The organism is Modestobacter caceresii, from assembly GCF_000761485.1.
GTDB lineage: Bacteria > Actinomycetota > Actinomycetes > Mycobacteriales > Geodermatophilaceae > Modestobacter > Modestobacter caceresii.
Genome location: NZ_JPMX01000014.1, coordinates 40,679 through 59,111 on the forward strand (window position 1 = coordinate 40,679; position 18,433 = coordinate 59,111).

The 18,433-nt window shown below is 73.8% G+C and carries 13 protein-coding genes, 1 tRNA gene and 1 pseudogene; 9 read left to right on the top strand and 6 right to left on the bottom strand.

Going from position 1 to position 18,433, the window contains the following annotated elements; all coding sequences use genetic code 11:
- The first annotated feature begins 150 nt into the window (after positions 1 to 150).
- Entirely contained in the window at positions 151 to 2,412 is a 2,262-nt protein-coding gene (locus IN07_RS04865; protein WP_036334006.1) for a sodium-translocating pyrophosphatase, read from the top strand.
- 273 nt (positions 2,413 to 2,685) lie between these two features.
- Here the strand turns inward: IN07_RS04865 and IN07_RS04870 are convergent, their stop codons facing one another.
- From IN07_RS04870 to IN07_RS04885, 4 genes are all read right to left on the bottom strand, one after another.
- Positions 2,686 to 3,360, bottom strand: a complete 675-nt coding sequence (locus IN07_RS04870; protein WP_036334007.1) for a DNRLRE domain-containing protein — start codon at positions 3,358 to 3,360, stop codon at positions 2,686 to 2,688.
- Positions 3,361 to 3,433: 73 nt separating this feature from the next.
- Entirely contained in the window at positions 3,434 to 5,002 is a 1,569-nt protein-coding gene (locus IN07_RS25640; protein ID WP_052090823.1) for a GGDEF domain-containing protein, read from the bottom strand.
- On the bottom strand, positions 4,999 to 5,736 hold the full coding sequence (locus IN07_RS23810) for a S24/S26 family peptidase (RefSeq protein ID WP_052090825.1): 738 nt from the start codon (positions 5,734 to 5,736) through the stop codon (positions 4,999 to 5,001). Before IN07_RS23810 ends, IN07_RS25640 begins: the two co-directional genes overlap by 4 nt.
- Positions 5,715 to 6,407, bottom strand: a complete 693-nt coding sequence (locus tag IN07_RS04885; protein WP_052090827.1) for a hypothetical protein — start codon at positions 6,405 to 6,407, stop codon at positions 5,715 to 5,717. Before IN07_RS04885 ends, IN07_RS23810 begins: the two co-directional genes overlap by 22 nt.
- A 172-nt stretch (positions 6,408 to 6,579) precedes the next feature.
- On the opposite strand from IN07_RS04885, the gene IN07_RS04890 reads away from it, so the two are divergent.
- From IN07_RS04890 to IN07_RS04905, 4 genes are all read left to right on the top strand, one after another.
- A complete protein-coding gene (locus IN07_RS04890; RefSeq protein WP_036334008.1) occupies positions 6,580 to 6,903 on the top strand; it encodes a hypothetical protein in 324 nt (107 codons plus the stop codon).
- Between the two features lie 5 nt (positions 6,904 to 6,908).
- A complete protein-coding gene (locus IN07_RS04895) occupies positions 6,909 to 8,462 on the top strand; it encodes an alpha/beta hydrolase (protein WP_036334009.1) in 1,554 nt (517 codons plus the stop codon).
- A 197-nt stretch (positions 8,463 to 8,659) separates the two neighbouring features.
- Positions 8,660 to 11,542 (top strand): type I DNA topoisomerase, encoded by a 2,883-nt coding sequence (gene topA, locus IN07_RS04900; RefSeq protein ID WP_036334010.1) that lies wholly within the window; start codon positions 8,660 to 8,662, stop codon positions 11,540 to 11,542.
- Positions 11,543 to 11,561: 19 nt separating this feature from the next.
- Complete coding sequence (locus tag IN07_RS04905) at positions 11,562 to 12,305, top strand: class I SAM-dependent methyltransferase (protein WP_036334011.1); 744 nt, start codon at positions 11,562 to 11,564, stop codon at positions 12,303 to 12,305.
- Here the strand turns inward: IN07_RS04905 and IN07_RS04910 are convergent.
- Positions 12,292 to 13,110, bottom strand: coding sequence for a trans-aconitate 2-methyltransferase (locus IN07_RS04910; RefSeq protein ID WP_036334012.1), 819 nt, complete (start codon positions 13,108 to 13,110; stop codon positions 12,292 to 12,294). The two genes, IN07_RS04905 and IN07_RS04910, sit on opposite strands and share 14 nt — an antisense overlap.
- A gap of 292 nt (positions 13,111 to 13,402) precedes the next feature.
- Between IN07_RS04910 and tmk the strand changes: the two genes are divergently transcribed.
- The 3 genes from tmk to IN07_RS04925 all read left to right on the top strand — a co-directional run bounded on the left by tmk (position 13,403) and on the right by IN07_RS04925 (position 17,016).
- Positions 13,403 to 15,625, top strand: a complete 2,223-nt coding sequence (tmk, locus tag IN07_RS04915; RefSeq protein WP_081975201.1) for a dTMP kinase — start codon at positions 13,403 to 13,405, stop codon at positions 15,623 to 15,625.
- A gap of 67 nt (positions 15,626 to 15,692) precedes the next feature.
- Positions 15,693 to 16,871, top strand: a complete 1,179-nt coding sequence (locus IN07_RS04920) for a DNA polymerase III subunit delta' (RefSeq protein ID WP_052090831.1) — start codon at positions 15,693 to 15,695, stop codon at positions 16,869 to 16,871.
- A gap of 72 nt (positions 16,872 to 16,943) precedes the next feature.
- Positions 16,944 to 17,016, top strand: a tRNA-Thr gene (locus tag IN07_RS04925).
- Positions 17,017 to 17,174: 158 nt separating this feature from the next.
- On the opposite strand, the gene IN07_RS04930 is transcribed toward IN07_RS04925, so the two are convergent.
- Entirely contained in the window at positions 17,175 to 17,669 is a 495-nt protein-coding gene (locus tag IN07_RS04930) for an inorganic diphosphatase (RefSeq protein ID WP_036334013.1), read from the bottom strand.
- Between the two features lie 54 nt (positions 17,670 to 17,723).
- Between IN07_RS04930 and IN07_RS23815 the strand changes: the two are divergent.
- A pseudogene (locus IN07_RS23815) lies at positions 17,724 to 18,433 on the top strand (hypothetical protein); the annotation flags it as partial.

Genomic DNA, 18,433 nt, shown 5'->3' on the forward strand with positions numbered 1-18,433 from the left:
GGCCGGATGACGTCCCATGTGAACTGGATCACATCGGGGTCTGGCGGCGGGCCTGCCTCCTGCGGCACAGTGCGTCCCACGCCGGGCCCTCCCGCGCGAGAGCTCGGGGGCGGCTGGCCGGTGCGCGCCCCACCTCGCCACGGAGGAACCATGCCCGACGCCGACCTGTCCGGAGGAGACCTCGCCCTGGTGGCGATCGCGCTCCTCATCTCCCTCGCCGCCCTCGGCTTCGCCGCCTGGCTGGTCCGCGCGGTCCTGGCCGCCGACCAGGGCACGGCGTCGATGCAGGAGATCGCGAAGGCGATCCAGGAGGGCGCCGGGGCCTACCTGAGACGGCAGTACCGCACGCTCGCCGTCTTCGCCGCCATCGTCTTCGGGTTGCTGCTCCTGCTCCCGGTGGCCGACGGCGGCCTGGGCACCCGGCTGGGCCGCGCGGCCTTCTTCCTCGTCGGGGCCGCGTTCTCCGCCGCGGTCGGCTTCATCGGGATGACCCTGGCCACCCGCGGCAACGTCCGGGTGGCGGCCGCGGCGGCCGCCGGTGGGCACCGGCCCGCCTTCCGCATCGCGTTCCGCACCGGCGGCGTCTGCGGGATGATCACCGTGGGCCTGGGGCTCTTCGGGGCCTCGCTGGCGCTGCTGCTGTTCCGGGACACCGCGCCGATCGTGCTGGAGGGCTTCGGCTTCGGCGGCGCGCTGCTGGCGATGTTCATGCGGGTCGGCGGCGGCATCTTCACCAAGGCCGCCGACGTCGGCGCGGACCTGGTCGGCAAGGTCGAGGCCGGCATCCCGGAGGACGACCCGCGCAACGCCGCGACGATCGCGGACAACGTCGGGGACAACGTCGGCGACTGCGCGGGCATGGCCGCCGACCTCTTCGAGTCCTATGCGGTGACGCTGGTGGCCGCGCTGATCCTCGGCCAGGTGTTCTTCGGGCCGGTGGGCATGGTCTTCCCGCTGGTGGTGGCCGCGATCGGGGTGATCGCCTCCGTGGTCGGCATCCTGGCCAGCAACCCGGGCAGCAACGACCGGAACTGGATGTCCCCGATCAACCGCGGCTTCTTCGTCTCCGCCGCCGTCTCCCTGGTGCTGGTCGCCGCCGCGTCCTTCACCGTCCTGCCCACGATCTCCGACGGGCTGGACATCGCGGTCAGCCCGCAGGTGCTCGGCTTCCTGTCCGTCCTCATCGGCATCGTGCTGGCCGCGGCGATCCAGCAGCTCACCGGCTACTTCACCGAGACCTCTCGCCGGCCCGTCCGCGACGTCGGCCGCAGCTCGCTCACCGGCCCGGCGACGGTGATCCTCTCCGGCATCTCCCTGGGCCTGGAGTCGGCCGTCTACGCCGCGTTGCTCATCGGCACCGCCGTCTACGGCGCCTTCCTCATCGGCGGCGCCGCGGCGCTGTACGCGGTCGCGCTGGCCGGCTGCGGGCTGCTCACCACCGCCGGGGTCATCGTCTCGATGGACACCTTCGGCCCGGTGAGCGACAACGCGCAGGGCATCGCGGAGATGTCCGGGGACATCGACGAGGAGGGCGCCCAGGTCCTCACCGACCTCGACGCCGTCGGCAACACCACCAAGGCGATCACCAAGGGCATCGCGATCGCCACCGCCGTGCTGGCGGCCACCGCGCTGTTCGGCTCCTACAACGCCAGCCTCATCGACGCGCTGGACGACGCCGGGACCGAGCTCGGCGACGCGCTCACCCTGGTCTCACCGAACAACGTCGTCGGCGCCGTGGTCGGCGCGGCCGTCGTGTTCCTCTTCTCCGGGCTGGCGATCAGCGCGGTGTCGCGGGCCGCCGGCCGGGTGGTGTTCGAGGTGCGCGAACAGTTCCGCACCCACCCCGGGATCATGGACTACAGCGAGCGCCCCGACTACAGCCGCGTGGTCGACATCTGCACCCGGGACTCGCTGCGCGAACTGGCCACCCCCGGTCTGCTCGCCGTCCTGGCCCCGGTGGCGGTCGGCTTCGGTCTCGGCTTCGGCCCGCTGGCCGCCTACCTGGTCGGCGCGATCGCGACCGGCACGCTCATGGCGGTGTTCCTGTCCAACTCCGGCGGCGCCTGGGACAACGCCAAGAAGATGGTCGAGGACGGCGCCCACGGCGGGAAGGGCAGCCAGGCCCACGCGGCGACCATCATCGGCGACACCGTCGGCGACCCGTTCAAGGACACCGCCGGCCCGGCCATCAACCCGCTGATCAAGGTGATGAACCTGGTCGCGCTGCTGATCGCCCCGGCCGTCGTCGGGCTGTCCGTCGGCGAGGACGCCAACACCGTGTTGCGGCTGGCGATCGCCATCGGGGCGACCCTGGTGATCGCGGCGGCCGTGGTGGTCAGCAAGCGGCGGTCCAGCGTCGTGGGCGGCGAGACCGACGCGACGGCCGGGACGCTGACCACCAGCGCCCCCTGAGGGCCATGGCCTGCGCCCGGATGCTGGGACGACGGTGGCCCGGCACCTCGGTCAGCTGGCATGTCCGGTGAACACCGCGGTGCCCGAGCCGCTGTCGGTGAGTTCGACGTCCGCGCCGGTCCCTTGGTCCGAGGACGTTGGCCGTCCGGTCCGAGAAGGGCGCCCACGAGGACGGCTTCTCCACGAGTAGCGCCCATCGGGGTCATGCCGATGATGGAGGTGTCGCATCGCTGACCTACCCCGGTGAAGAGCCAGCTGGCCCGATCGACGGGCTCAGCCCCAGTCCAACACCAGTTCAGCCGCTGTGCCGGTGTTCTGCCGGGCATCGTAGGTCTGTTCGTACTGGGTGCTCGAGTCCTCGTTTCGGTCCTTGAGCATGAAGCCGTTGTTGCCCTGGGCGTATTGGGCGCTGACGTGGTCGAAGACACCCCACACCTGCCAGCCGGCACCGCTCAGGATGCTGCCGCCGATGGGGAATCCGACACCGGCGGGCTGGTTCGCCCAGTTGATCGTCGTCTCCGACCACGTCGCTGCGACCGGGTCACCCCGAAGGACGTCGATCACCCGTTCGACGTTCGGCTGGCGGTTGTAGACCCGGAGGGTGGCTGCGGTGAGCTCACACCCGGCCGGTACCGCCGGCAGGTCGAACCGGATCCACGTGCGCACGTTGCGCGAGAGGACTGATCGGACGCGCAGCAGCGAGTCGCTGTCGTAGTTGCTGGTTGGGGAGTTCTGGTCGGTGTAGGAGTCGCCGACGGCGATCCGGGTGGTCGACCCCGGAGTCGTGCAGAAACTCGCGGCGGCGCTGATCGAGTTGCCGCTGTCGTCGGTGGTCGCCGTGAAGGCGCCCGCGACCGGGTTCTGCGCCAGCAGCACCGTCAGGCCCGCCGCGACCAGCGCCGCGAGCGTCCGGGAGGCCCACCGTACGCGGCGGCGAGCCGGGCTCACGAGTTCGCCTCGCTAGCACTCGTCGGCCTCGTTCGCGTAGCTGGTGTGCCCATGCGGGAGCCCGCACGCACGCTCACGCCGGTGCCCCGGCCAGCTCGCCCTGCGCAGACCCGCCGGCCTTCTTGCTGCGCTTCACCTCGTACATGAGCTGGTCGGCGCAGCCGAGCAGCGCGTCGAGATCCCGCTCGCCGTCATCGGCGTGTGCGACCCCGATGCTCACGCCGATCCGGGCCATTCCCGCCTCCAGGAGGAACGGCCGGTCCAGGTCGGCCTCGATCCGCCGGCCGAGACCGGCGAGGTCCTCGTCCGAGGCGCCGGGCACGACGACGACGAACTCGTCACCACCCATCCGGCCGAGCACGCTGCCCGAGCGCAGGCCGCCCTCCAGTCGCCTCGCCACCTGCTCCAAGAGCTCATCGCCGGCGGCGTGGCCGAGGGTGTCGTTGACACCCTTGAAGCCGTCCAGATCGCAGAACAGCACGCCGAGGCGGCCGGGCAGCTGCTCGGCGCGCAGCACCAGACCTCGGCGGTTGAGCAGGCCGGTCAACTGGTCGCGGGTGGCCTGCTCCTCGAAGGTCTGCTTCAGCTGTTCCAACTGCTGGACGAGCATGGCGTTGGCCAACGCGACCCGCGCCTGGGCCACCAGCAGGTCGAGTGCATCCAGGCGACGGGTCACCTCTTCGGCAGAGCCGACGACCACGGCGGTGAACGTGTAGGGAGTTCCGCCGGGGACCGTCAGCTGACGGGTCAGGACGGCGGACCGGTCTTCCGCATCCGGCGTGGTGGCGGTGGCAGGCGTCCCCCCACCGGGCCCGTCCCCGGCCACGGAGGGCACCGACTGCGCATCGCCCGCGGCCGCGAGCAGCGGCTGGGCGTGCCGGCCCGCTCCGGGGTCGATGACCGTGGCACCGATCGCGCCGAGCCGCTGAGCGCCGGTCACCAGCTGCACGAGCACCGCATCCCCATCCAGCGGGAAGATGTCCGCGGTGATGGCGGAGAGGTCGCCCAGCAGCCGGGCGCGGTCGTCGGCCGCCGTACGCGCCTCGGCAAGTCGACCGACCTGGGCGACGAGGTGCTCGGCCAGCATGGCCACGGGGATGGTGGCGAGCAGCAAGGTCGGCATGGCGATGACCAGGACGCCGAATGCCTCGTCCGGGACCTGACCGGGAAGAGTCATGACGAGCGCGCCAAGGAGCACCGACGACGCCGTCCACAGTCCCGCCAGCCCCGTCAGGCCGAACCACAGGGCCGCTTCCAGAAACGGGAGCATCAGCAGGACGAGCGCGAAGGACTGCGGCGGGAGGCCGGCCAGGCCCACCACCCCGAGCACCACCACGGCGTCGGCCACCGTGCCCGCCAGCGCCAGCTTCGACCGCCGGCCCGCTGCCGCCGTGGCGGCGCGGGCGGTGAGCAGAGCGACCAGCAGGAGGATCGCGGCGGCACCGCCGGCCAGGGGGAAGGCGAGGTCGCGACCGAGGGGCCCACCCGCCGCCGGACGATGGCCCGCGCCACCGACCAGCAGCAGGGCTACCGCGATGAGCCGGATCTGGCCAATGGCCCGCTCGGCGACCGAGCGCCCACCCTGGCGGCTGTCGTCATGGTCGGGTCGGCCGGCAGCACTGGTGAACGGGTGACGGGTCATGAGAGGCCTTTCAGCAGCTGGAGAGTGCGGGCGGCAGCAACACCGCTCTGTCCGGCGAGCCGTTCGTGGACGAGGTCGTGCAGGTCCTCCGACAGCAGGCGGCTGCTGTCTGTACGTCGGTCGCTGGGATGCGCGCCAGCACGGTCCAACAGGACCTCGGCGGGGTTCACCCGTTGGGCGGCCGCCCACGGGTCGAAGGCGGGGTCGAAGGCCCGGGGGGCCAGTGCCAGCAGGACCAGGAGGGTGATCCCGGCGGCGGCGAGCGGAAGCGCCCGGCCCTCGTGCAACCACAGGGACGGTCGTCCGATCCACGGCACCGCGAGGACCGCAGCTCCGCGGACGTCCGCCACCGCGACCGGGGCGCTGTCGACATCGACGTTGGCGTCGCCGCGGGTCCGGAAGGTCCCGTCGGGCAGCTCTTCGACGATCCGGTGCAGGATCCGGTCGCTCTCGGATCGGCCGTAGAGGACGACCGTGTCGGGGCCCAGGTCCGCGGATGACACCGGTCGGATCATGACCACGTCGCCGGGGCTCACCAGGGGGGTCATCGAGCCGGAGGTCACCAGCGTCGGCGCCCAGCCGAGGAAGGCCCAGGGCAGGGCGATCCACAGAGCCAGACTGGCCACCATGGAGATGGCCAGCATGCTCACGGTGCCGGCCGCGTAGAGGGCCGGCCGGAGCCAGGCCCTGGTGGGGGACCCGAGGGCGCCGGTCAGCTGGTGCGCGTTTCCCACGTGAACCCGAACGTCGAGGTCTGGCCCTCGGCCGCCTGGTCATCCTGCACGGAGACGCGGAAGCGGAAGGTCCGCGTCTCCGGGTTGGCGACCGGGTCCCAGGTGTTCAGGCCGGCGCCATAGCTGCTGTGCGCCGTCGCGAAGCCCGCAAGGGTTCCGGTGTACAGGGTGGCGGTGGAGGAGAAGTTGGTGCAGCTCCGGAATGCGTCCGTGGTGTCGGCACCGATGTCGACGGTCAGGTTCAGGTAGGGCGCCAACCCCCCGGTCGGCGCCGATGTCGCATACAGCAGCACCGCGCCCGGGTCAACTGTGCCGGTGTAGGTGACGTCGATGCAGCGGTCCACGGGAGTGGCCCCGGGGACGAGGCCGGTGACGTTCGCGAACATCGCGGTGCCGGCGTCGTTGTCGGTCAGGTCGATGGCCCCAGCGCTGACCTGGTTGGGAGAGTTCTCGGTCTGGGCGTTGAAGGCGGCCCGGGACGACGTGACGACGAGCAGAGCGACCAGGATGAACGACAGTGCGAGTGCACACAGCTGCAGCGCCAGGCCGTTCAGTGAACGCCTGACACCCAGTCGGGTCAGGATCCCGGCCGGGCGGGCCGCTGGCGAGTTCATGCCCAGATCGTCGGAGTGCGACCGCGGAACCTTGAGCGTCTGCAGCTTGATACCCACAAGGGGTGATCCGCCGACCGCGCCGGTGCCGCGCGGGGACCAGGGCGACGGCGGCCGCTGGCTGTGGATACCAGCTGCGGGTGTGGACGACGGCACCCGTACCGGCCACCGGTCTCCCTAGCGTTCCCGGCGTCGGTCCTTCCCCGGGGCCGCTGTCGCGCCGGGAGGCCACGTGTCCCATCTGATCTCCGTCCAGCTCGACGCGCTGGCCGCCTTGCTGGCGGAGCTGACCGCACTGGGTGCTGAGCTCGGAGAGGACGGCGAGCTGACCGCAGCGACCGGGCGGTCGCTGGGCACCGCGTTGGACGGCCCGGTGGGGGTGTCGGCCGCCGCGGCCGGCGCGGGCTGGGCGGGCGCGTTGACCGCCCTGACTGCCCGGACGCTTGCGGTCGCGGCGACCCTGGAAGCGGCGCTGGGGGCCTACCGGAGAGCGGATGCCGGGATCGCCGGCCGGATCGACCCGGGCTGGGCCGGCCGGGTGCCGGTGCCGCGGTGACGACGATGGTCGAACTCGCGGACTGGGACGTCCCACAGCTGCGGGGAGCCGTGGTCACCCTTGGCGTGGTGGCCGAGCGACTGGTGCCGTGGCGGCACCGGCTGGACGCACTGGGCCGGCAGCTCGGTGCGGCGGAGTGCTGGTCGGGTCCGGCCGGGACGGTGGCCGCTGCGGCGCTCGTCGAGCTGTCCACGGTCGCCTCGGTCGTCGGTGGGGCGCTGGCGGCCTCGCTGGCCGACCTGGCCGGGCTGAGCGCCGCCGCGGACGAGGCGCAGGAGCTCGCCGCCGAGGCCCTGGCGGTCGCGACCGCCGGTGGGGTCGGTCTGGACGGCGCCGGCCGGGCGGTCGGGGTCCCCGCGCCGCCCTCCCCGGCGATGGCGCCGGACCAGTTGGCCGACGTCGAGTCCGCCCGGACCGCCGCGGTGCTCGCCGAGGCCAGGGCCGAGGAGGCCGGTGTCGCGGCAGCCCGGGCGCAGGCGTGTGCCGGGGCCGCCCTCGAGCCGCTGGCGCAGCTCGGTGCAGTCGCCGTCCCGGTGCCGGACCGCTTCGCCGACCTGGTCGGCCGGTTGCTGCCGGTGCGGACGCCGCAGGTGCCGGCCACGGCCGGCCCCCAGGACGCGGCGGCCTGGTGGGCGGGCCTGACGGCAGCTGGGCAGCTGCTGGCGATCGACGGGCAGCCAGGAGTCGTCGGCGCCCTGGACGGGCTGCCGGCCTGGGCGCGCGACCAGGCGAACCGGGCCAACCTGGTGGCGGCGCTGGCCCACCTCCCGCCGGGGACGGCCGGCCACGACACGGCCGACGCGGTGCGGCGCGCTCTCGCCGCGGTGGCGGCCGGTGGCGCCGAGGCCCAGCTCCTGCAGTTCGACCCGGCGATCGGCCTGGTGGCCCTGTCCGTCGGCGACCTGGACACCGCTGCGGCCGTGGGCGTGCTCGTCCCGGGCATCAACACCACGCCCGTCGACGACCTGGCCGAGCTGGTGGGGGACGCCAGGGACGTCGCGGCGGCCGCGGCGACGGCCGCCCCGGGCCTGGCCGTGGCCACGGTCGCCTGGCTGGGTTACCAGACCCCCAGGACGCGCTCAGCCTGGACGCCCGGAGCGGCCGGCTGGGGCGGCCGAGCGCTCGACCGGGCCCTCGACGGGCTCGCTGCCGCCCGTACTGCGCCGGACGGCGTGAGCCCCCCGGCCGGTGGCCGGGCAGCCGCTGTGCCGGCGCCCCCACGGACGACGGTGCTGGCGCACAGCTACGGCACGGTGGTCGCGGGGAAGGCGGCGCGTGCACCGGGCCGGCTGGCCGCCGATGCACTCGTCCTGCTCGGCAGCCCCGGGTTGGCCGGCCAGGTCGAGGAACTGGAGGCGTCGGAGGTGTACGGCGCCTGGTCGCCGGCTGACCCGGTCTCCTGGCTGGAGTGGTTCGGTGACACCCCGGCCGACCCCTCGTTCGGCGACGTCCCCCTGCCCACCGACCCGACCCAGGGGCACACCGAGTACTACGACCGCGACCGCCCGACGCTGGCCGCGATCGGCGAGGTCGTCGCCGGCACCCGGGAGCCGCGATGACCTGCCGATCGGCGCCGGGAACAGTGACCGCCGTCATCCGTTGGAGGTGGGACGGCGGGCGCGTTCCGGTTCACCGATCGGCCTCCCGGTCGCGCGGTGGCCTACCGTGGCGTCGCCGAGCGGGTACAGCCCGCTCTGCCCCGTGCGCGACCGGGTCCTCCCCGGCGCCTGCACCAGCACCCCCCGACAGGAGCACCGTGCCGCCCACCAAGACCACGAAGTCAGCCCCCAGCACCGGCGACCGCGCGCCGCGCAAGCGTGCCGCCGCGGCCGGAGGCAAGCCGCTGGTCATCGTGGAGTCGCCGACCAAGGCGAACAAGATCGCGGGCTACCTCGGCAGCGACTACGTCGTCGAGGCCAGCGTCGGGCACATCCGCGACCTGCCGCGCAACGCCGCCGACGTGCCGGCTGCGCACAAGGGCGAGTCCTGGGCCCGGCTGGGCGTCGACGTCGACAACGGCTTCGCCCCGCTCTACGTGGTCAGCCCCGACCGCAGGCAGCAGGTGACCCGGCTGAAGCAGCTGGTCAAGGAAGCGAGCGAGATCTACCTCGCCACCGATGAGGACCGCGAGGGCGAGGCCATCGCCTGGCACCTGATCGACACGCTCAAGCCCACCGTGCCCGTCCGCCGGATGGTGTTCCACGAGATCACCCGCGAGGCGATCGCCCGCGCCGTGGCGAATCCGCGCGAGCTGGACACCGCGCTGGTCGACGCCCAGGAGACCCGCCGCATCCTCGACCGGCTCTACGGCTACGAGGTCTCCCCGGTGCTGTGGAAGAAGGTGCTGCCGAAGCTGTCGGCCGGCCGCGTGCAGTCGGTCGCCACCCGGATCGTGGTGGAGCGCGAGCGGGCCCGGATGCGGTTCACCGCCGCGGACTACTGGAGCCTCGACGGCCTGTTCGAGGTCGCCCAGCAGCGCGCCGGCGCCGACGCCGGTGAGCCGACGACCCTGCGGGCGCGGCTGGTGACCGTGGACGACAGCCGGGTGGCCACCGGCAAGGACTTCGACGCAGACACCGGCTCGGTGACCAGCAACGTCGTCCACCTCGACGAGGCCGGCGCCCGCGGCCTGGCAGCCCGGCTGGAAGGTCGCGCGGTCACGGTCAGCCGGGTCGACGAACGGGACTACACCCGCAAGCCCTACGCCCCCTTCATCACCTCGAGCCTGCAGATGGAGGCCGGCCGCAAGTTCGGCTGGTCGTCGGCCCAGGTGATGCGGGTGGCCCAGCGGCTGTACGAGAACGGCCACATCACCTACATGCGGACCGACTCGACCAACCTGTCCAGCGAGGCGATCAGCGCCGCCCGCCGGCAGGCCGCCGAGCTGTACGGCGACGCCTACGTGCCGGCCGAGCCGCGCCGCTATGCGACGAAGGACAAGGGCGCCCAGGAGGCGCACGAGGCCATCCGTCCCGCCGGTGACTCCTTCCGCACGCCCGGCCAGCTGGCCGCGCAGCTGGCCCGCGACGAGTTCCGGCTCTACGAGCTCATCTGGCAGCGCACCGTCGCCTCCCAGATGGCCAACGCCGTGGGCAAGACGCTGAGCATCCGGCTCGCCGGCAGCTCCAGCACCGGTGAGGCCGTCGAGTTCACCGCCTCGGGCCGCACGATCACCTTCCCGGGGTTCCTGCGGGCCTACGTCGAGGGCAAGGACGAGGGGTCCGGCAACGACGACGAGGCCGACGACAGCGAGCGCCGGCTGCCCCGGGTCGAGCGCGGTCAGCAGCTGGACACCCGCGAGCTGGACCCCAAGGGGCACACCACCAGCCCGCCGGCCCGCTACACCGAGCCGAGCCTCACCGCCCGCCTGCAGGAGCTGCGGATCGGCCGGCCGTCGACCTACGCGTCGATCATGCAGACCATCCAGGACCGCGGGTACGTGTGGAAGAAGGGCTCGGCGCTGGTGCCGACCTTCATCGCCTTCGCGGTGGTCAACCTGCTCGAGCAGCACTTCGGCCAGCTCGTCGACTACGACTTCACCGCCCTGCTGGAGGAGGAGCTCGACGAGATCGCCGCCGGTCAGCTCGGCCGGGTCGACTGGCTCACCGAGTTCTACTTCGGGGGCGAGGGCCAGCACGCCGGCGGCATCGGCGCCTCCGGTGGGCTGAAGTCCGTCATCGGTCAGCGGCTGGAGGAGATCGACGCCCGCGGCGTCAACTCCATCCCGCTGCGGGCGGTGGCGCCCAACGGCGACCCGGTCGTCGTGCGGGTCGGCCGGTACGGCCCCTACCTGCAGGCCGGCGGTGAGGACGGCGCCCGGGTGAGCATCCCCGAGGAGATCGCGCCCGACGAGCTGACCAGCGAGAAGGTCCTCGAGCTGCTCAACGCCCCCTCCTCGGACCGGGAGCTGGGCACCGACCCGGAGTCCGGCTTCCCGGTGGCGGTGAAGGCCGGCCGGTACGGCCCCTACGTCACCACGCTGGTGCCCGAGGGCAGCAAGGAGACCCCGCGGACGGCCAGCCTGTTCAAGACCATGACGCCGGAGACGGTCACCCTGGAGCAGGCACTGCAGCTGCTCACCCTGCCGCGCTCGATCGGCAAGGACGCCGAGGGCGAGGAGATCCAGGCGCTCAACGGCCGCTACGGGCCCTACATCAAGAAGGGCACCGACTCGCGTTCGCTGGAGAGCGAGGAGGCGCTCTTCACCATCACCCTCGACGAGGCGCTGGCGATCTTCGCCCAGCCCAAGCAGCGGGGCCGGGCCGCGGCCAAGGCGCCGCTCAAGGAGCTGGGCGCGGACCCGGTCAGCCAGGGCCAGGTCACGGTGCGCGAGGGCCGCTTCGGCCCCTACGTCACCGACGGCGAGCACAACGCCAGCCTGCGCAAGGGCGACGAGGTCGAGACGATCACCCTGGAGCGGGCGGCCGAGCTGCTCGCCGACCGCCGTGAGCGGGCACCGGTGAAGAAGAAGGCGGCCAAGAAGACCGCCGCGAAGAAGGCGCCGGCGAAGAAGGCGGCCGCCAAGAAGGCCACGGCGAAGAAGACGACGGCGAAGTCGACGACGGCGAAGTCGGCGGCGGCCGGGAAGACGGCGGAGACCGCAGCCGACGTCGCGGTCAAGGTGCCGGCCGGCAGCTGAGCTCGGACGGAGGGCGCGGGTGGACGGCTGGGAGCAGCGGCGGACGTCGTTCGGCGCGGTCGCGGCCGACTACGCCGCCCTCCGGCCGACCTACCCGGCCGACGTGGTCGGGTTCCTGCTCGGCGACGCCCCGCGCCGGGTGCTCGACCTCGGTGCGGGCACCGGCCTGCTCACCGACCGCCTGGTTGCCGCCGGGCACGAGGTGGTCGCCGTCGACCTGTCCGGGGAGATGCTGGCGCAGCTGCGGGAGCGTCTGCCCCAGGTGCGTGCGGCCACCGGGGGAGCGGAGTCGATCCCACTGCCCGACTCCGACGTGGACGCCGTCGTCGCCGGGCAGGCCGCGCACTGGTTCGACGTCGTCCCCGCGGCCGCCGAGCTGCGCCGGGTGCTCCGGCGGGGCGGGGTGGTCGGCCTGGTCTGGAACACCCGGGACGAGCGGGTGCCGTGGGTGCGCGCCCTCGGTGAGCTGCTCGCCGACGAGGCCCGGGACCACGAGGCCGACCAGACGGTGGTGCACCGGTTCGCTGCCGAGCTGCCCGCCGAGGTGGCGGTGGCCGACTCCGCCGTCGCGCAGCGGGTGACCCCCGAGCAGGTCGTCGCCGGCATCGGCACCCGCAGCTACGTGGCGATGATGTCCGACGACCGGCGGGCGGAGTTCCTCGGTCAGGTGCGTGAGCTGCTGGCCACCCATCCCGACACCCGGGGGTCCGCGCAGCTCGAGCTGCCGTACACCACCCGGGCGTACCGGCTCACCCCGCGCTGAGCCCACGAGTCGGTCGGCGCCCGACGACGAACACCCGGCGGAAGGGGAGCACCGTCGTCCCGTCGGGGCGTGGGGGGTGTGCCCGACGCAGGGCGGCGGCGTACTCGGCGGTGAACTCGGCGGCGTCGGCTGGGGCGAGGCGCGCCAGCACCGGGCGGAGGACGGTGCCGGACACCCAGTGCAGGACCGGGTCCTCCCCGGTCAGCACGTGCAGGTAGGTGGTCTCCCAGGCATCGACGGCCAGTCCCGCCGCGGTGAGCACCTCCAGGTAGCCCGCCGGGTCCAGCACCGCACGCGGGTCCAGTGCGACCTCCGCACCGGGGGAGAGCCGACCTGCCCACCGCGGACCGGTGATCAGCTCGGCCAGCAGTGCGTGGGTGGGTGCCCGCTGGTTGCCGGGCACCTGCACCGCGAGCCATCCGCCGGGGGCCAGTGCGTCCGCCCAGCCCGGGAGCAGGTCGGCGTGCCCGGGCACCCAGTGCAGTGCGGCGTTGCTGACCAGCACGTCGACCGGCCCGTCCGGCCGCCAGTCGCGCAGGTCACGCTGGAGGAACGTCAGCCTGCCGGGCACGGCGTGGTCCGCGGCGGCCGCGAGCATCGCCGGTGAGCTGTCCACGCCGACGACCCGGGCGCCGGGCCAGCGCCGGGCCAGCGTGGCGGTGGCCGAGCCGTCGCCGCAACCGAGGTCCACGACCACCTTCGGGGCCTCCGCGCCGATCCGGGCCAGCAGCTCCGCGAAGGGGCGGGCTCGCTCGCCGGCGAAGCGCAGGTAGGTGCCCGGGTCCCAGCTGCCGCGGTCGTCCACGGCCGCAGGCTAGCGCCGGAGGCACCTGGCCCGGAGGAGTGGAAATCGCCCGGACTCGTCGGTCCCGACCGGTACGGTGACCGAGCCGAGGCCACGACACGGCCACGTCCCGCGGCGCTCCGGTGCCGCCACACCCCGGGGGTCTTCGATCAGCTCCGACCCGACGGACCGCCCGTCCCCGGGTGGCTCGTCCGCTGCGACGCCGGCGGACGACGGGAGCCGCCCGCCGCCCGGCGCCGCGCCAGGCTCGCGTGGTGTCGAGGACGACGGTGCCGGGACGGCACCGGCCGCAGTGCCCCCGGACGGGCTCCCGGCGGCCGGCGCACCCACCCCGGACAGCGCCGGCGTACCGCTGCTCTCGCCGCCGGACGACGCCCCGGGTGACGACCGGTCCGGCGCGGACGACGAGGAGCACCCCGGCGCCGGAGCGGTCGGTCAGGTCGCGAAGATGCGCGCGGTGCTGCGGGTGCGCGACTTCCGCAAGCTGTGGCTGTCCATGTCGCTGTCCAGCTTCGGCGACTGGCTCGGGCTGCTGGCGATCACCGCGACCGCCACCACGCTGGTCGACGGTTACATGGCCAGCAACCTGGCCCTCAGCGGCGTGCTGCTCTTCCGGCTGCTGCCGGCGCTCGTGCTCGGGCCGCTGGCCGGGGTCTTCGCCGACCGGTTCGACCGACGCAAGACGATGGTGCTCACCGACGTCTTCCGGTTCGGCCTCTTCGCCTCCATCCCGCTGGTCGACAACCTGATCTGGCTGTTCATCGCGCAGTTCCTCATCGAGGTGGTCAGCCTCTTCTGGACCCCGGCCAAGGACGCCGCCGTCCCGAACATGCTCCGCAAGGACCAGTTGGAGCCGGCGAACCAGCTGTCCCTGATCACCACCTACGGGATCACCCCGGTGCTCGCCGGTGGCGTCTACGCGATGCTCAACACCTCCGGTGGCCGGCTGAGCCAGCTGCTCCCCGGGCTCGACCAGATCGCCCTCGCGCTCTACCTGAACGCGCTGACCTTCCTGGTCGCGGCCTTCGTGATCTGGAACCTGCCCTCGATCAGCGGTCGCCGGGCCGCCCGGCCCGAGGCGCCGCAGGAGAGCTTCCTCGGCTCGCTGAAGGCGGGCTTCTCCTTCGCCGGCCACACCCGTCTGGTCCGCGGGCTGATCCTCGGGATCACCGGGGCCTTCGCCGCTGCCGGCGCGATCATCGCGACCGGGCAGTTCTACGTGACCGCCCTCGGTGGGGGGCAGGCGGCCTACGGGCTGCTCTTCGGGGCGGTCTTCGTCGGCCTCGGCCTGGGCATCGGCCTGGGCCCCAGCATCGCCCACGACCTCGCCCGGGAGCGGATCTTCGGGGTGGCCATCGTGGGCGCCGGGATCGCCGTGCTGCTCATGTCCTGGATCGCCACGTTGTGGGTGGCGCTGCTGCTGGTCGTGCTGATGGGCTTCTTCGCCGGCATCGCCTACCTGGCCGGCTTCACCCTGCTCGGCACGGAGGTAGACGACGCGATCCGAGGCCGCACGTTCGCGATCGTCCAGTCCCTCGTCCGCGCCTCGCTGATCCTCTCCCTCGCGACGGTGCCGATCGGCGTGGGCGTGATCGGTCAGAACCAGGTCGACGTCGGCGTCCTGACGCTGGCGGTCACCGGGGAGCGGGTCATGCTCTTCGTGGCCGGCCTGCTGGCCGTCGGCGTCGGCGTGGTCGCCTACCGGCAGATGGACGACGGCCGTCCGGTGCCGCTGCTGGCCGACGTCGTCACCGCTCTGCGCCGGGACACCACCGCGCGGCGTCGGCTGGCCGGGGGCGGGGTGTTCATCGCCTTCGAGGGCGGCGAGGGGGCGGGCAAGTCGACGCAGGTGCGCCGCCTGCAGGAGTGGCTGACCGGGGAGGGCCTGGTCGCCCGGACCACCCGCGAACCGGGCGGGACGGCGCTGGGCGGGAAGGTCCGGGCGCTCCTGCTGGACCCGGCCAGTGCCGGGCTGTCGCCGCGGGCCGAGGCCCTGATGTACGCCGCCGACCGCGCGCAGCACGTGCACGACGTCCTCCGCCCGGCGCTGGACGCAGGTGAGGTGGTGATCACCGACCGGTTCGTGGACAGCTCGCTGGCCTACCAGGGCGCCGGCCGCACGATCCCGATGGACGACGTCCGCTCGATCTCCCGCTGGGCCACCCAGGGGCTGCGGCCGGACCTCACCCTGCTCCTGGACCTGCCACCGGAGGTCGGCCTGGCCCGGGCCCGGGGGCGGGCCGCAGCAGACCGGCTGGAGTCGGAGTCGTTGGACTTCCACCAGCGGGTCCGCCGCACGTTCCTCGCCCTGGCCGAGGCCGAGCCCGACCGCTACCTGGTGCTCGACGCCCGTCGGCCACCGGAGGAGATCGCCGCCGCCATCCGCACCCGGGTGAGCGTGCTGCTGGAGGGCCTGCCGCTGCAGCAGCTCACGGCCGACGTCTCGGTGCCGCACAGCCGCCGCGGCGGCGACCACGTCGTCCAGACGGGGTCGACGCCCGACCTGCACCCCTGAAGGCCCCGTCCGACGCACGGGGCGGGGCTCGGGGCGGGGCCGGGACCGACTGAGGGAGGATGACGACGTGACGGTCGCTGGGGTGTGGGCCGACGTGGTGGGCCAGCCGGCGGTGGTGGCCGAGCTGCAGGCCGCGGTGGCCCAGCCGGGGGCGATGACCCACGCCTGGCTCTTCACCGGGCCGCCCGGCTCCGGGCGCTCGGTCGCCGCCCGCGCCTTCGCCGCTGCCCTGCAGTGCCCGGCCGGGGGTGACGGCACCTGCCACGCCTGCCGGACCGTGCTGGCCGGCAGCCATGCCGACGTGCACCGCGTCGTGCCCGAGGGGCTGTCCATCGGGGTCGCCGAGGTGCGGCAGATCGTCCGGACCGCGGGCCGGGCGCCGTCCCAGGGCCGCTGGCAGATCGTCGTGGTCGAGGACGCCGACCGGATGACCGAGCAGGCCTCCAACACCGTGCTGAAGATGCTGGAGGAGCCGCCGCCGCGGACGGTCTTCCTGCTCTGCGCGCCCTCGCTGCACCCTGACGACGTGCCGGTCACCATCCGCTCCCGCTGCCGGGTGGTGGCGCTGCGCACCCCGCGGATCGACGCGGTCACCGAGGTGCTGGTCCGCCGGGACGGCATCGACCCGGCCCTGGCCGCCTGGTCCGCGGCGGCCGCCGGCGGGCACGTCGGGCGGGCCCGGCACCTGGCCCAGGACGAGTCGGCCCGGCTGGCGCGCAAGGCGGTGCTGGACATCCCGCTGTCGCTGGTCTCGCTCGCGGCCTGCCTGCACGCCGCCGACGACCTGGTCGGCACGGCCAAGGACGAGTCGGACAAGACCGTCGCCGAGGTCGACGCGGTCGAGACCGACGCCGTCAAGGCCAGCCTGGGTGTGGGCGCGCGCGGGCCGGGGGTGGCTGCCGCCAGTCGCGGGGCCGGTCAGCTCAAGGAGCTGGAGACGCGGCAGAAGCGGCGGGCCACCCGGATCGGCCGGGACTCCCTGGACCGGGCGCTGGTCGACCTGGCGGCGCTGTACCGGGACGCACTGGTGATCAGCTCGATGGCGGGGACGGCGGGGGAGCTGACGCTGCCGCTGGCCCACCCGGACCGCCGGGCCGAGGCGGTGGAGCTGGCCCGCCGGATCGGCGCCGAGGGGGCGCTGCGCCGGATCGACGCGGTGCTGGCCGCGCGCACCGCCCTGGAGCAGAACGTGAAGCCGCAGATCGCCGTGGAGGCGCTCACCGTCGCCCTCCGCCTGCCCGCCTGAACCGCCCCGCCACCCCGGCGGGGGTGTCGCAGGAGGGGGGGTGGCGGTGCCGTAAGCTCACTCGCGCAGTCCGCCGCCTTAGCTCAGTCGGTAGAGCGTCTCACTCGTAATGAGAAGGTCGTCGGTTCGATTCCGACAGGCGGCTCCCCTTCCCCCTCCGTCTCCGATCCAGGTGGGCGCGCCTCGTCGGTGCGCCGCAGGAGGCCGGCGTCGACAGCGGTCCCCGGATGCGGAACGGCGGCGCACCCGGGTGGGTGCGCCGCCGTCTGGTCGGTGCGTGTCCGGCGAGGTCCGCCGGTGGGGTCAGTGCTGTCGGGGGGTGTCGATGGCGCGCTGCCGGGAGGCCTCGATCTCGGCCTCGGCCTCGGCGCGCCCGACCCACTCGGCACCCTCGACCGACTTGCCCGGCTCGAGGTCCTTGTAGGTCTCGAAGAAGTGCTGGATCTCCAGCCGGTCGAACTCCGAGACGTCGTTGATGTCCTGGAGGTGGGCCATCCGGGGGTCGGTCGCCGGGACGGTGAGGACCTTGTCGTCCCCGCCGGCCTCGTCGGTCATCCGGAACATCCCGATGGCCCGGCAGGTGATGAGGCACCCGGGGAACGTCGGTTCCTCCAGGAGCACGAGGGCATCGAGTGGGTCACCGTCCATTCCGAGCGTCTCCTCGATGTACCCGTAGTCGGCGGGGTACCGGGTCGAGGTGAACAGCATCCGGTCCAGGCGGATGCGTCCGGTGGCGTGGTCCAGCTCGTACTTGTTCCGCTGGCCCTTGGGGATCTCTACCGTCACGTCGAACTGCACGCCGATAGTGTGTCGTACGACTGTCCGCCCCGTCGGCGGAGGTCACTCCAGGGGGTGGGAGAGATCTCGGCGAGTCCGCGTGACGAGCAGTCGGGGGAGCCGGCGGACGGCCCGGAGGTGGCGTCCTCGGCGGCCGTCAACGGCGACGCGGCGACGTCCGATCCGTCGGTCCCGGCCGCCACGGAGCCCACCACGGAGCCCACCGCGAGCACCGCGGACGACGTCGAGGGTCCGGCTGCACCCGCGGGTGCGGAGTCGGACGAGGCGAGGGCCGAGCCGGAGCCCGTCGAGTCGGGGCCCGTCGAGCCGGACGCCGAGCCGGCACACCCGGAGACCACGGCTGCGGCCACGCCGGAGCAGGCAGCCGAGCCGTCGGTGTCCGAGCAGCCGGCGTCCGAGCGGGCCACGGAACAGCCGGCCCCGCAGGTGACCGACGAGGCTGCCGAGGCACGCCGCGTCGCCGCGGAACAGGCGGCCGCCGACCTGGCCGCGGTGAAGCGGTGGGCGGCCGAGCGGGCCGCCGCCGAGCGCGCGGCGGCCGAGGACGCCGAGCGTGCTGCCGCCGCCCAGGCCGAGCTCGACGAGGCCGACGTCGAACGTGTCCGGGCCGAGCAGGCCGCCGCCGACCTCGCGGCCGTCCGGGAGTGGGCGGCCCAGCAGGCCGCCGCGGAGCGAGCCGCCGAGGAGCAGGCCGCTGCCGAGCGAGCCGCGGTCGAGGAGGCCGAGGCGGCGCGCGTCGCGGCCGAGCGGGCGGCCGTCGAGCA

What these genes read in the sequence shown, in the direction of transcription:
- IN07_RS04865 (WP_036334006.1), top strand. Translation starts at nt 151, where the DNA reads ATGCCCGACGCCGACCTGTCCGGAGGAGACCTCGCCCTGGTGGCGATC.
- IN07_RS04895 (WP_036334009.1), top strand. Translation starts at nt 6,909, where the DNA reads ATGGTCGAACTCGCGGACTGGGACGTCCCACAGCTGCGGGGAGCCGTG.
- IN07_RS25640 (WP_052090823.1), bottom strand. Translation starts at nt 5,002, where the DNA reads ATGACCCGTCACCCGTTCACCAGTGCTGCCGGCCGACCCGACCATGAC.